General features: G+C 59.0%; 13 protein-coding genes. 7 read left to right on the plus strand and 6 right to left on the minus strand.

Annotated features, from left to right (window positions below):
- Both MBTS_RS15430 and MBTS_RS15435 read left to right on the plus strand, forming a co-directional pair.
- Positions 1-963: hypothetical protein (locus MBTS_RS15430; protein ID WP_210322818.1), on the plus strand; the 963-nt coding region annotated here is incomplete at its 5' end.
- Between the two features lie 474 nt (positions 964-1,437).
- Entirely contained in the window at positions 1,438-1,731 is a 294-nt protein-coding gene (locus MBTS_RS15435; RefSeq protein ID WP_192215973.1) for a hypothetical protein, read from the plus strand.
- Positions 1,732-2,119: 388 nt separating this feature from the next.
- On the opposite strand, the gene MBTS_RS15440 is transcribed toward MBTS_RS15435, so the two are convergent.
- Positions 2,120-3,400 (minus strand): Y-family DNA polymerase, encoded by a 1,281-nt coding sequence (locus tag MBTS_RS15440; RefSeq protein WP_192215974.1) that lies wholly within the window; start codon positions 3,398-3,400, stop codon positions 2,120-2,122.
- On the minus strand, positions 3,397-3,831 hold the full coding sequence (locus MBTS_RS15445) for a LexA family protein (RefSeq protein WP_192215975.1): 435 nt from the start codon (positions 3,829-3,831) through the stop codon (positions 3,397-3,399). The genes MBTS_RS15440 and MBTS_RS15445 overlap by 4 nt, the downstream gene beginning before the upstream one ends.
- A gap of 271 nt (positions 3,832-4,102) precedes the next feature.
- Here MBTS_RS15445 and MBTS_RS15450 point away from each other — a divergent pair, with 271 nt between their 5' ends.
- The 4 genes from MBTS_RS15450 (at position 4,103) to MBTS_RS15465 (ending at position 8,742) form a co-directional block, all read left to right on the plus strand.
- The gene (locus tag MBTS_RS15450; protein WP_192215976.1) at positions 4,103-4,963 is read left to right on the plus strand and encodes a transglutaminase family protein; all 861 of its coding nucleotides are present in this window, start codon (positions 4,103-4,105) and stop codon (positions 4,961-4,963) included.
- 289 nt (positions 4,964-5,252) lie between these two features.
- Entirely contained in the window at positions 5,253-6,743 is a 1,491-nt protein-coding gene (locus MBTS_RS15455; RefSeq protein ID WP_192215977.1) for a diguanylate cyclase domain-containing protein, read from the plus strand.
- 406 nt (positions 6,744-7,149) lie between these two features.
- On the plus strand, positions 7,150-7,560 hold the full coding sequence (locus MBTS_RS15460; protein ID WP_192215978.1) for a winged helix-turn-helix transcriptional regulator: 411 nt from the start codon (positions 7,150-7,152) through the stop codon (positions 7,558-7,560).
- A gap of 114 nt (positions 7,561-7,674) precedes the next feature.
- A complete protein-coding gene (locus tag MBTS_RS15465) occupies positions 7,675-8,742 on the plus strand; it encodes an alkene reductase (RefSeq protein WP_192215979.1) in 1,068 nt (355 codons plus the stop codon).
- 362 nt (positions 8,743-9,104) lie between these two features.
- Here the strand turns inward: MBTS_RS15465 and MBTS_RS15470 are convergent, their stop codons facing one another.
- The 3 genes from MBTS_RS15470 to MBTS_RS15480 form a co-directional block, all read right to left on the minus strand.
- Positions 9,105-9,773 (minus strand): DUF2461 domain-containing protein, encoded by a 669-nt coding sequence (locus MBTS_RS15470; RefSeq protein WP_192215980.1) that lies wholly within the window; start codon positions 9,771-9,773, stop codon positions 9,105-9,107.
- 125 nt (positions 9,774-9,898) lie between these two features.
- Positions 9,899-10,627 carry a helix-turn-helix transcriptional regulator gene (locus MBTS_RS15475; RefSeq protein WP_192215981.1) on the minus strand — a complete coding sequence of 243 codons (729 nt, stop codon included), beginning with the start codon at positions 10,625-10,627 and terminating at the stop codon, positions 9,899-9,901.
- 45 nt (positions 10,628-10,672) lie between these two features.
- On the minus strand, positions 10,673-11,605 hold the full coding sequence (locus tag MBTS_RS15480; RefSeq protein ID WP_192215984.1) for an NAD(P)-dependent alcohol dehydrogenase: 933 nt from the start codon (positions 11,603-11,605) through the stop codon (positions 10,673-10,675).
- A gap of 330 nt (positions 11,606-11,935) precedes the next feature.
- Between MBTS_RS15480 and MBTS_RS15485 the strand changes: the two genes are divergently transcribed.
- Positions 11,936-12,757, plus strand: coding sequence for an AraC family transcriptional regulator (locus MBTS_RS15485; RefSeq protein WP_192215982.1), 822 nt, complete (start codon positions 11,936-11,938; stop codon positions 12,755-12,757).
- A 166-nt stretch (positions 12,758-12,923) separates the two neighbouring features.
- Here MBTS_RS15485 and MBTS_RS15490 read toward each other — a convergent pair whose 3' ends face one another.
- Positions 12,924-13,385 carry a nuclear transport factor 2 family protein gene (locus tag MBTS_RS15490; protein ID WP_192215983.1) on the minus strand — a complete coding sequence of 154 codons (462 nt, stop codon included), beginning with the start codon at positions 13,383-13,385 and terminating at the stop codon, positions 12,924-12,926.
- Positions 13,386-13,927 lie beyond the last annotated feature (542 nt).

A 13,927-nucleotide genomic window follows, 5' to 3' on the forward strand; every position in this document is an offset into this window, starting at 1 on the left:
CCCCTTCGCACCCCCACCACCCCTTCAAAGCCCGAACCTGGCTCAGCACCCAAGAGACCGCGGAAGCCGGTTACCACCTGGGTCGAGTTTGAGCGGCAACACCGGGAGGCCAATGGCCGCCTGAAACACTACCTTCACATGGGTCGCAGCCGGTCGGTCGTTCTCGATAGAGAAACCGCGACCGAACTCGACCCGGCGAGCGCTCGGTTTCAACTGGCCAACAATCTCCAGGCACGTTTGCGGTTCGCCGGCATCATGGCCCAGCACCTGGACCGAGCGGTCGGCGCGCTCCCCCCGGATGAGCCGGTGTTTTTCGTTACCCTCATCGCGCGGCGGTTCACAGTCCGCGAGGGCCAGGCCGCAGCATTTAAGGTTCACCCCCTTCACAGCTGGACCCATCAGATCCTCCGCGGTTGTAACTACGTCGGGATGGTGGAGGGGGCGTACTATTCGAACCTGGACGTCACGGGCGCCGGGTACCAGCGCGCCGTTTCGTGGCACACCCATGCCATTGTGTGGGGCATCACGGAGGAACAGCTGCGGGAGATCTGCAACGCTGCCAACCGGCGCTACCAGACCATCGTCCCTGGAATCGACGCTGCGCACTTCCGCACTATCGAACGGTCGGAGGTCGAGGGCCAAGCCCTCTACATGAGCAAGGGGCAGCTATCGGATTACCGCCTTATCCCCCGCAAGCGGGAAGCCGTTGACGCGGAGACGGGTGAGGTCACAACCCCGACAACGGGTCGTTTTCGGCAGGCCAAGCAGGATCTCCGGCCCGGCACTGCGGCTCGGCTTTGTCAGGTCTTTGCCGGTCGCACCATCGGCGAGCTTGCCTTCGCGGGCGGCGGGGGGCGGACGGTCCTCAAAGCCATTCGCCACGAGGCTGGTGCCGACCTTCGACGGTGGGAGAGCCAGCAGGCTTCTCAAGCGGCAGGCTCACGGCAACCCGGGGACCGATAGCCCTATACGCCTAAGCGGCGCCTATGAGTCGGATGGCAGCATGCGGATGGTGTAAGTTGTTAGTGCATATGGGGCTGCTAGCTCCAGTTACGTTGCCGGCTCAAGACCCATAGTGCGGAACGCTACCTCTCGTTGGCCCCAGGGCCCGTGCAGTCATTCGGAGCTTAAATGCAGCGTCGTAAAACCCCGCTTGAGGTCGCTATGGACGAACTAGGCCGCACGTGAGGGTTCCAGGGGCTTTACGGCCAGCCGGTGGGCTGAAGGTCAGTAACGACTGCAGCCGTAGCTACTGCTCCTACGTCCCTGCCGCGAGTGAAGCCGACGGAGACGAGCGTCTGTCCCAGATGTTAGCTATTGACAGATACTCCGTCGTAACGCCTCCCTTCGTAACCGAGTGGTGGCAGCGTTCATCGCTTCTAAGATCTTTCTGAACAGCTTTCGAACGGCCACCATCGAGTTACAAAGGATAAGCTTTTGATCTGGACCGACAGCTATTTCGAGACATTCTATAGTGACGGCCGAACGGCGGACATGACTTCCTGCGTTGTCAAAATCGACCACCTTGGAATTCGCATAGAGTACAGCGAGGGCGATAGATTGATTGCGTACGTAGGTGAAGAGGATGGGCCGGGCCATTACCGTCTTTCCTGCCCAGAAAACGGTGGCGTCGCCGAATTCCATCGATTTTATGAGTCTTTAATGCTCGATGGATGGTGGAATCAAGAGAATTACTACGGTATGTGGCGTGTGACCCTGCAGGAAAAATAGCTAGATCCTATTGTCTGGTCTAGGGCTGAAATTATTTAAAACCTATAAAATGGCAAACACTGCAACATTCTGGCATTTGGGCATCGCACCATCAAGCTGTATTGACTGGCAATTCTTCTAAGTTAGCGCTTTTGCTCTGGTTGAGAGTGGAAAACACCGTTGGTGCCGCCCAGCAACCCTATGTGCGCGGCAGGGTTTGGCGCCGGAAATCGACACCGATTTACTTTGTTGTCTTCGAAACTGCGGTGTAGCGCTCGCTATAAAAATAATCGGACACCGGCTAAGTTAGTTGGAAGAAATTTAGGGATGTTCAGACCGTACGGCTTACATCGTTGAGGCTAGAAGAGCCGTTAGGCACACGACGCTACCATCCGACACTCCTTACCGCCTATGCGGAACCCACGACCGGGATGTCGGCGATCCGGGTGGTGTAGCGCGGCGAGCGCATGTCGAACCGCGTGGACCACGTGCGCTGCGAGCCGAACCCAGCCGTGCCGGGCACCACCGCCCCTCGGCCCCAACGGCGGTTGCAGGCGTCGAGAGCATCCATCAGCGCCCCACCTCGCTCGCGGTCGAGACCGTCGAACAGCGCGCGCTGTGAGGCCGCCAGAGGCACAAGATCGACAGTGATGACCCCAGCCTTCGAGTATCGGTAGCCCGTCTTCCATATCCGTCGCACGCCTGCCGTCGCCGCCTTAATCAGCGCCAGGGTATCGGAAGTCGCTTCGGGCAGGGTTACAACGGTCGAGGCAGATCGCTGTGGGTTCCCGGTGTCATGCTCCGAGGTATGGAAAAACACTGTCACGTGATCCGTGCCAAGCCGTTCACGGCGGAGCTTTTCACCCAGTCGGGTCGCATGCGCCGCTACCGCCTGCTCCATTGTCGCAAGGTCCTCAACGCGGCTGGAAAAGCTCCGGGTGACCGCGCAGCCCTTACGGGTCGCCGCAACCGTCTCGAGGCTGAGGCAGGCTCGCCCGCGCAGCTCATGGATGATTCGCTCACCCACCACCGTCAGCGCCCGCCGCACTGGCCGAGGATCAAGGTCGCGCACGTCGGCTACACTGTCACAGCCCAATGCCCGCAACTTCGCCTGCGATGCCCGGCCGATCCCCCAGACCTCTTCCAGGGCCGTGCGGCATAGCCAGTGTGACCGTTCGTTGTCGTCCGACAGGTCGCAGACTCCCGCCAGCGCTGGGTTGGTTTTGGCGAGGTGGTTTGCGAGCTTCGCCAGCGTTTTCGTCGGGCCGATACCAACACAGGTGGGGATGCCGGTCCATCGGTGAACGGTCGCACGGAGATCGCGCGCGAGTTCCAGCCGGCGGCCGGGGGCGACATCGGTGAGGTCAAGGAAGCTCTCGTCGATGCTGTAGATCTCGACCCTTGGGCTGAAACGCCGATAGACCTCGTTGGCGCGAGCGCTCATGTCCCCGTATAGAGCATAATTGCTGCTGAACACCCGTACCCGTTCGGTCCGGCACAGCTCGCGGATCTTGAACCAGGGCTCGCCCATGCGAATGCCAAGCGCCTTCGCCTCAGCCGTCCGCGCGATGGCGCAGCCATCGTTATTGCTCAGCACGATCACCGGCACGGATCGCAGCTTGACGTCAAAAACCCGTTCGCAGGAGCAGTAGAAGCTGTTGCCGTCGATCAACGCGATGGCTTGGCTCATCCCCGTTGCGCGCGCCGCCGGGGGTTGATGCTGGCCGACACAACGCCCCAAACCTCGACCACGGCACTGGGTGACAGATTGAAGGCGGGGTAGCGTGGGTTGGCGAAGGCAAGGCTGACACGGTGCCCCTGCCGCTGCCAAACCTTGAACGAACGCTCCCCATCGACATCGACCATCACCACGTCGCCGTTCTGCGGCTCGAGCGAACGATCTACGATGGCCAGGTCGTCGTTGAAGAGGCTCTTTCCAACCATGCTGTCGCCGGCGACCCGAACGAGGAAGGTGGCGGGCCGATTCACGATCAGCAGGCGCTGCAGGTCGATCTCTTCCTCGATGAAATCGTCGGCAGGGCTCGGGAAGCCGGCTGCCACCGGGCGGGCCAGCAGCGGCAGTGGAATGGGGTAGCCAAGGCTGATGCCGTAGATCTGCACGGATGGGTTCCTTCCCGCTAGATTCGGAAAGGAACATACCAAGAACATGACGGACGGCTAGGTCAAGCTCTTTGGTGGCTCGCCTGCCGACCGGGGCGATTAGTGGCAGGCTGCGTATGCCTCCGCTGGGACCTCGACCGCGCCCTGATACGGCTGCAGGATGCATCTAAGTTATCGAGCAGGTGAAGCTATGCTCTTGCGGCGGCTTCCAGGAATGGCTCCAAAAGCCTGTCTCGGAATACGAGCCCCTCAAGTTCCGTAGGAGCGTCCCTTGGTCGAGCTGCGCATCCATCACGAGACGACGTATCGTTACCGACAGCCAGTTAGTCTGGGGCCGCATCGACTGATGCTGCGACCGCGCGAGACACGCGACCTGAGGCTCGTGTCGAGTGTCGTCACCGTGACGCCGGATGCCACGATCAAGTGGGCTAACGACGTTTTCGGAAACGCTGTGGCGACTGTCACCTTCGCGACGCCTTCCGATATCCTCGTCATCGACAGTGTCTCCTGCGTCGAGCTTTCCGCGGTCGCCTATCCAATCTTCGACATGGCGGCCTCGGCCATTTCGTTTCCCTTCCGGTACTCCGACGACGAGTGGACCGACCTGGGAGCACTGACGATCAGGCAATACCCCGACGGGGACGACCTGCCATCTTGGGCACAGGGGTTCGTTGCGGGCTACCCCACCGACACCTTGTCGCTGCTCAAGGACATCAACGCTGGTGTAGGCAGCACAATTGCCTACCAGGCGCGGGAGGATGAGGGCACCCAGTCCCCGAGCCAAACCCTATCGCTGGGCATGGGCTCGTGTCGGGATCTTGCTACGCTCTTTGTGGAAGCGGTCCGCAGCCTCGGCTTTGGCGCCCGCGTTGTATCGGGCTATCTGCACGATGCAACACGCACCCTTTTGGGTTCTGCTGATGCTGGGTCCACCCATGCCTGGGGCGAGGTTTACCTGCCGGGTGCAGGGTGGGTCACCTTCGACCCAACCAACCGCAGCGTCGGAGGCGCGAACTTGATCCCGGTTGCCGTCGCACGCGACATCCGTCAGGCAATGCCAGCGACCGGCAGCTTCGTCGGGTCGCCCGACGCCTTCTTGGAGATGTCTGTCGCTGTCAGCGTTGCCTCCTAAAAGCAGCGATCAACGTCGGGAGGGTCTGGCCGAACTGACACGTACGCTGTGCCTATCATCAGGCCAAAAGCGGTTGGACGAAAGCCGATTGAACGCTGTCGCATCAAAGACCGGCAGGTCTCGACCCTTTGCAGGCCTTGGGAAGTTCCGCTTTCAAGCCACTTAGTGGAAGAAAACCAGACGTATGGTACCCCGTTCAGGGCTCATAGTCGTCCACGAGCTGTGGCTCTGTCAGATACCGCACATATCGGTAGGAGGGCGTTAAGCTGCGCAATTCAATGCTGGAGGCATGATGCACGCAATCGTAAGTGAAGCCGAACGGCTCGCATGCCTCAGGGGCCTCGGCATCCTCGACACGCCACCCGAGCATGAGTTCGACACCCTGGTGCGGACGGCTGGGCAAGTGCTGGAATGTCCCATCGCCCTTGTCACGATGGTGGATGAAAACCGGCAGTGGTTCAAAGCCGTTTGCGGACTGAGCATCGACGGTACACCGCGTGAGGACGCGTTTTGCACCCATGCGCTGAAGGCCGACGACCTGCTCGTCGTGTCCGACGCAACAGTCGATTCGCGCTTTGCCCATAATCCCCTTGTGACGGGGGACCCGCACATTCGCTTCTATGCCGGCATGCCAATTCGCGTCGAACGCCCGCACGGCGCCGGCCCCATCGCTGTGGCTACGCTCTGCGTTATCGACCGTCAGCCGCGGGAACTGGATGAGGCTGGCATGACGGTTCTTCGGGACCTCGCGCAGCTTGCCGAAGCCCTACTGACAGCCCGCAGCAATACCTTCGCGCTCGTCCGGCTCGCGGAAGAGCGCCGTCGGACACTGGAAGCACTCGACCGGAGCAACCGCCAGCTTCGTCAGGCAGAACGGATGGCCCGGATCGGCTCGTGGAGACTCTGCCTTCGCACGAAGGTCATGGCCTTCTCGGATCAGACTTATGCCATTCATGGAATGCCAGTGGGCAACGAAGTGCCCCTGGAAGCAGTCCTCGACTTCTACTCGGCACAAGGACGCATCATGATCGAGACGGCGGTCTCGCGCGCAATCTCGAGCGGTGAGTCCTTCGACATCGAGAGCGACTTTTGTAATGCTCAAGGCGAGGCCTTGCGCGTGCGTTTAAAGGGCGAACTGGAATTCCGTGCTGATGAGGCGGTGGCCCTGATTGGGGTGCTTCAGGACATCACAGACCGGCACGCCATGGAGCAGGCCCTTCGCCACGCCGCTCAGACCGATGACCTGACGGGCCTCGCCAGCCGAAGCCGCCTCAACCTGTTTCTCGATGAGCGAATTCGGCTGGTACGCGAGAATGATAGTGGCTTCGTCCTTCTGCTCATCGACCTCGACCACTTCAAGGCCGTGAATGACGCCTGTGGGCATCCTGCCGGGGATGACGTTCTGCGAGTAATGGCCGAGAAGCTCCAGGCCTCCTGCGGAGCGGGCGGGCTTGCGGCTCGGCTAGGCGGCGACGAGTTCGCCCTCATCTTGTCCGAGAGCCTCGACGATGCCGAATTGGAACAGCGACTCGGGCATCTCCTCGCCACGTTACGCCATGATGTCGAAACGGACGGGAGGGTCATCACCGTGACGGCCACAATCGGGGCCTGCCGCTTCGACGTGACTATTGCGAGCCGAAGCGGCTTCATGAAACGAGCCGACGAAGCCCTCTACCGGGCCAAGAACCACCGACGCGGGTTCGCTGCGGTCGCCGGGGAGGCACGCATAATCGTTCCGAACGACATGGCGCACTTAAAACTGAGAGCTGACACGCACTAGTCGGCATCATGCAGGTAAACCACGACCCGCTTGAAGGGTCCTAGACCAACGCTTTCTCTTACCTACGTCCTTCAGTCTCTAGTAATCACATGCGAGCCTTGGCAGGCTTTGGAACGGTCCGCTTTCTAGCACTTTGGTGGACCGAGGGTTACGACCGTAGTGGGTGGGAACCGGACCCTAGCCTTTCTCCCCGAAGCGGACGTTCCGCCTGCGGCCCTTAGGGGAACCGGGAGTGATCCGGTTCAGAGCAGGAAGCGCTGGGTCCGCTGTGGGCGCTGACGCAACCCCCGCTTTCGACGCTGAGCTGATGCCTGGGATTGGGGTCAGCTCGGTAAAACACCAGGTATACACACGATACCTGTGCGCATAATGGTACCAGCGTTGGCTAGATTGTTAGGTGCGCACCATGATGGAACTGGACCCAATTTGCTTTTCGTCGCACTGCCCCAGCCGAACACTCTTCGAGCAGATCGCAGATAAATGGTCCATGATGGTTCTGGCGGTTCTGTCCGATGGCCCTCATCGATTCAACCTTATCCGTAGACGGCTGGAGGGCGTTAGCCAGAAGGCGCTGACGCAGTGTCTGCGCAGACTAGAGCGCAACGGCCTCATCACTCGCCGCGTCGTGTCCCTGTCACCGGTCGCTGTAGAGTATGAGATTACTGCGCTAGGCCAGACTCTGCAGAAGCCGTTTGGCGAGCTTCACCGGTGGACAATGGACAAACTATCAGATGTCAAAGCGGCGCGCGAAGCCTTCGACGCCCGACAATTGGATCACGGTTTCAGCGGTATTCAGCTGGGAAAACGCGCTGACTAAGCAGTAGCGAAACGGCTACCAGGTATCCTCCAGCCTACCTAGGCGATCCAAGGTGCCTGATTGACGCCAAGTCTACTCGGTATACCTAGGCGTTCCGACATACCGGAGCGTCGAATGACCGAGCTTAAATTGCTGACCCCGCTGAAAACCGACACATTCGAATTCAAGAACCGCGTTTGGATGGCGCCGATGACAAGGGCGAGGTCGCCAAACCGCGAGGCGAACGATCTGACCGCACTCTACTACGCACAACGCTCCGCCGCTGGCCTGATCATCTCCGAAGGCACGCAGATCAGCGAGCAAGCGATTGGCTGGACGAATACGCCGGGAATCCACACGACCGAGCAGATCGAGGGGTGGCGAAAGGTCACCCGGGCCGTGCACGACGCGGGCGGCCTCATCTTCGCCCAGCTCTGGCACACGGGTCGCGCGTCTCATCCGGATTTCCATGGCGGGGCCTTGCCTGTCGCGCCTTCGGAAGTGCCCTTCAACAGTCAAGCCTTCACGCCCGAGGGGCCAAAGCCGACCGTAACCCCCCGGGCTCTGACCCTCGACGAGATCCAAAGTACGATTCGGGACTACGAAGCCGCTGCACGTGCGGCCAAGGCCGCCGGTTTCGATGGCGTTGAGGTGCATGGCGCCAACGGCTATTTGCCGGCCCAATTCCTCGAAGACGGTTCCAATAAAAGAACGGATGCCTATGGCGGCCCTATCGAAAACCGCGCCCGCTTCCTGCTGGAAGCAACCGACGCCGCAATCCGAGTCTTTGGGGAGGCCCGTGTTTCGGTCAGGCTCTCACCCCGGGTTCCCTACAATGACATGGGCGATAGCGACCTGGAGGGCACCTATATGTTCGCTGTCGAGGCTCTCGAAGCAAGGAAGGTAGGCATTCTTCACTTCATGGAGCCGGCGCAACTTCCCGAGGGTCTCAAGCTGCTGGCGCCCGAGGCGAGAAAGCGGTTTTCCGGATTGTTTGTTGTGAACGTTGGATATGACCGAGAAAGTGGCGAGAGGGCGATTGCGACCAATCTGGCGGACGCGGTGACCTTCGGAACGCTCTTCATCAGCAATCCAGATCTTCCCGAACGCTTTCGTCAAAACGCCGCCTTGGCGCCGTCCGACCCGTCCAGCTACTACGTCGGCGACGAGCGAGGCTACGTGGACTATCCGCCCCTCGGCTGAGGTCTGTCAGGCTAGGCTTCATCCGCCATCCCGTTGTTCACTCCAAAACCGGATGCAGTGACGGGATGGAAGTTAGTTTGACGCTACTTACGTTTCCGCTGCCCACCCAATCCAGTGGTACTCAATGGCCCGCCGGGCGGCCTGGAAGCGGACCTTCCCAGGGTCTGCCAAGGGTCGGGACCCGTCCGTACGCTCTTCGACAGGGACTGGTGGATAACGGTAAGGCTGCTTTCAATTGCATGCCTCTTAAACCGCACGCTGGTCTTTCAATTTATCGAATCGATGCTAGAAATACAGATGCAGCTTCATAAATAAACGCGATACGCTTGGTGCATCAATCAAGCGTTTACGATCAAGACAGGCTATGCGTGATTTAAGAAATCAATCAATGGCTTCGAGCCCTTGAGAAGATCGACAATTTCTTTCAGGCCGCTTGATATCGTGAGTCTAACGTCGGGCAAAAACTCCCTCGTTATAAAACCATCTTTTTTCAAGTATTCCATTGCCGGGTCATCATGCTCGAATTGAAGCGGCCCGCGCTTCAGTGACTTGCCGCTTTGAGACTGTATTCCGTTGGGGAACAGTTCCACAAATGAGTGACTCGTGACGATGCGCTCAAAATCTTTGAAGCCATATGAAACCTTTCTACGGTAATTCAGTAAGTCCGGACCCTTAGGGTTGGGCGCTCCACCTCCGACGAAACAATTGCCGGGCTCAATGTGTACAGCGTAGCTGGCTGCAAGGCCCTGAATGCCCTGTAGACCCACGACGATATAGAAGTCCGTCTTGTATGGACCCTTTCCTTTTCCAAAACGCATGTCCCGGTTGAGTCGTGTCACGCATGTCTCGGGCTTCGGAGGTTTCTTTGCTATTGCCTCATCGAATTTAGATACCTCTGCGACGATGCATGCGGCGAATTCGGTGACATCATTTTTTGTTCTATACATCTCATCTTGATGATCATGTGCCCATTGCGTCGAATTGTTATTTTTGAGGCGCGCCAAAAAATCGAAACTATCCTGCTGCAACATGATGACGGCCTATTTCTGATTTGTAGGAAGGAATCATTGTGGCGAGCGGTTTAGTTCGAAAAAATTACGCCGCACAAACTCAAATAGAGGGACTTAGTCTCTCGAAGTTTGTGTACGTTGCATTATCATCCGGAAGACCTGACGAGTCGTAGGTTATTGACCGCTTCGGCATTGCAACGCGCCGGGTCTTTAGCCCACCACTTTTTCAGATGTTCATGGCGACGCCCGGGATAACGTTCAGGCAACATTTCCGCCGCCGACACCGTCTCGGCGGAAAACACCCGGTAATCCTGCCGCACCTCGCAAAAGGCACCGATCATTTGGCGACCTTCGTCGAAACCCAATCCGATAGGCCAGATCACGTGTTCGCGACGCTTCTCTCCCGTAGAGACATAGGTGATCCTTACCTTGCGCTGCTCTCGAATTGCTTGTCGCAGGACCATCAGATTGGGTGGTTCGGTGCCGTCCTTCCTCCCGCAGACGTGAAAGGCATCGCTCTCCAATTCGTCCCGCATGTCCGCAGGTAGGACCGCGCTGATCTTCGCGAGCACATTGGCTGCGGCGAGCGCCAATCCCGGGTCGGTGTGCTCAGAGACCCATTGCGCGCCGAGCGCCAAGGCCTGGATCTCCTCGTTCGAGAACATGAGGGGAGGCAGCATGAAGCCAGGTCTCAGGACGTATCCGATACCCCGCTCCCCTTCGATGGAGGCGCCGAGCGCCTGAAGCGCGGAGATGTCACGGTAGATCGTACGCAGTGAAACTCCAGCTTCCATGGCCAGATCCGCGCCGGAAACCGGATGCCGGTGTCGACGCAAAATCTGCATGAGGTCGAGAATGCGTTGACTTTTGGTCATGGGGCTAGCCCGTCATGATCGCCGCGGGGAAGCGGCACGGTATGCTCAACCGAACGAAACCAGCGCCTTGCCCGGAAGCTTTCGGCCACGTTCCAGAGCTGTCAACAGTGGGATGGCTTGAGACAACGGAACGGTCTCCGCAACGGGCAGTCGAAGAATCCCGTCGCCCGAAGCTTTTGCCAGGGCGTCGAGGATGTCTGGCCTCGCATTGATGATGATCGGCTTCAGCCGCCGGTCAAACAAGGCCCTAACGAATTTCAAGGGCTGCGGATCGATGTCGAGGAACACGCCGCCCCTCCTCAGTAGGCTCATTCCTACCGCGATTCGCATCGTTCCGGCGGTGTCGTAGACGACATCGTAGCGATGCCCGATCCCGGCGAGGTCGGTGGAGCGATAGTCGTAGACGTTCTGAAGGCCCATTGCCTGGGCGCGTGGGAACGACTCGGCGCTGCAACTCCCGGAGACCTTGGCACCCAGCATCCTCGCCAATTGAACGGCTGCCTCGCCGACCGCGCCGGTGCAGCCGTTGATGAACACGTGCTGCCCGGCCTTCAGGCGCGCCTTGTCGACCAGTCCGTTCCACGCAGTGACGCCAGGCGTGCCGAGACACGCGGCGGCCTCAAAGGAAACACCCTCTGCCATCTTCGCCAAGAAGGTATCTGGAGCGATGACGGCTTCGGCCGTCGCCCCGCAGGCTTTTATGTTCGTCAGGCCAAAGACCGCATCTCCCGGTTTGACGCGCGTCACACCCGCGCCGACGTCGAGAACCACGCCGGAGAAATCGCAGCCCATGGCGCGCGGAAAGCGCTTGCCGGTCACGATCTTCATGTCACCGCGGCGAACCTTCCAGTCGACCGGGTTCAGGGCCGCAAAACGGACCTCGACCGCCACTTCGCTGGGCTTGAGACCCGGCAGTTCGAAGGAGGCAAGGCGCATGACCTCCGGGCCGCCGTATCTATCGTACTCGATGCGTCTCATCGGATTGACCAGGTCTCGCTGCGGGAAGATGCGTTCAAGCAACCTAGAACGGCTCAGTGACAGATTGTGTCAGCAGCGATTGCGTCCGTCGCTTTCCCGCCCGCATCCAATTCGCTGACATTGGCGAAGAGCCGCTTCTTGAGGTTTCAGGCCAGACGTTCCGTTTAAAGCCTTGCTGCAGCCTCGCCAGGCAATTCGATGGCATCATCCATGGCTTCAACCCAATTATTGCGATATTCTGCCATCTCCGTGCGGAACATTCGATATGATCCGTGCTTCTTGACAGGTCCACACGGTCGCGACGGGTCACGGATTGGATGGCGCAAAACGATGGCCATGGTGGAATCCGATGCGGTCTTTGCTGCGCATGACGTCCCACGAGGTGTGTCGGCGGTCGGCATGGACCTTGTCACCGACGGGCTTGAGAACCATCGCCACGCCCATCGCAAGGGTCAGCTCATCCTGACCGCACGGGGAATGGTGACATGTGACGTTGCCAAGGGTTTGTGGATGGTGCCGCCGCAATGCGCGCTTTGGATACCGGGCGACATAGAGCACAGCGTCCGTGTGGTCGGAGATGTCGAGCTCTATGTCCTGTTCATTGATCCGGACATCGCAGGGGCGCTTCCGTCCGAGTGCTGTACGATCACGATCTCATCCCTTCTGCGCGAACTGGTGATTGCGGTCTCGCACCTGACGGAACCCTACGATGACGACGGACCACATGGTCGCCTGATACAGACCATGCTCGACCAGCTGTCGGTCGCACCCGTCGAGCGGCTACACCTGCCGCTGCCAACCGATCCACGCCTGCGCAGGATTGCCGATGGCCTGACGTCCGATCCCTCGGATCGCGCCACGGTCGGCGAGTGGGCGCGAAGGGTGGCGATGAGCGAACGGACCTTGTTTCGTCTGATCCTGCGCGAGACGGGGATGAGTTTCGGCCGATGGCGGCAGCAATTCCAGATCATGCTGGCCCTCGAACGTCTGGCGACTGGCGAAGCGGTACAGACAGTCGCCATGGACCTTGGCTATGAAAGCGCCAGTGCCTTTATCACGATGTTCAAGAAGGCGCTCGGCCAGCCACCGAGCCGATATCTCAGATCGCGCCGTGGGCACTCATCGGCCTTGGCCGAAATGAGCACCAACTGACAACAAGATCGCCTTTCGCCTGTCTGACGATAGGCATTGCCAATCTGCCGGTGACTAAAGGCGAGAAGCGCCGAACACCATCGTTCTGTTAAAACTTTGGTGGTCACCCAACGGACTTGATAATAACCCTGCGCACTGGATGGCGAGCGCTAGATGATCTAGGCTGTTACGATAGTTTTTCTGCTTTGCGGCCGGTCTTGACGTTGGACGGCCCCCAATAAGCATGCACCGAAGTGAACTTGCCGTTCTCATCGAACTTCATCACATCAAGTGTCTCGACCATCAGGTCCTGACCGTCGATTGTCATCCGCGCAATGTAGGCTGCAGCGCCATAGTCACCCGTGATGCGCACCTCGCCGTCGAGACGCATCTCAATAAACCCGCCCATCGCCTCGAATGATCCCTGAAAGAAATCGAACAGATCCTTGCCACGTCGTTCCTCGGAACCAACGGGGTCGATAAGAACGCCATCGGACGCAAATAGATCGACGACGCCTTGCGCATCGCCTTTGGACATCAGATCTCCATATTCTTTAAGTGCCCACTGGATATGCTCTGGACTGTTCTTAGCCGAAATGCTGTCGAAAAGCATCTTCAGTGGGGTCGGCAGGCTGGTGAGTTCCGTCATACTCTTTGACCTTGTCTTACGATTGAAGGGCCGCATTGAGGATCAACACACATCCAGTGATCCACATGCCTCATCAGGAACAGGACGTTACTGATTGGATCGTTAGGGCGTATCACCGGTTTGGAGATCGCGATTACGCGATACCGCCAAACTATCGTTCAATGCCGCCAATCGGCTCACACGACGCACGCTAAGTTGTCGGTCGTCGATCAAGGTAATCGCCGGATCTTTGCCGAAGTGGTTCCTCCTGACTTGGCATCGTCGGCAGGTCACTTCCCTCCTGCGCGACGAACGTCAGCTTTTAGGCCTACCGACAACGGCCAGCTATGGCGTGGCTGGGTCGAAGGCGAAATGTCCGCTTCGGAAGGAATGGTCAGTGTTTATTCGCCGCCCATGGCCACCACTTCGCACTTCACACTATGAGAGTTTTGCTCACAACCTGTCGGTAGATATGCATACGTAAATCAACCTAAGCTTGACATTAGGATGATAATCTTATAATGTGAGGTTCGCTGCGGCCTGTTTCGCAGCCGAATGGATGC

It is taken from the genome of Methylobacterium bullatum (assembly GCF_014845095.1).
GTDB classification, from domain to species: Bacteria; Pseudomonadota; Alphaproteobacteria; order Rhizobiales; family Beijerinckiaceae; genus Methylobacterium; species Methylobacterium bullatum.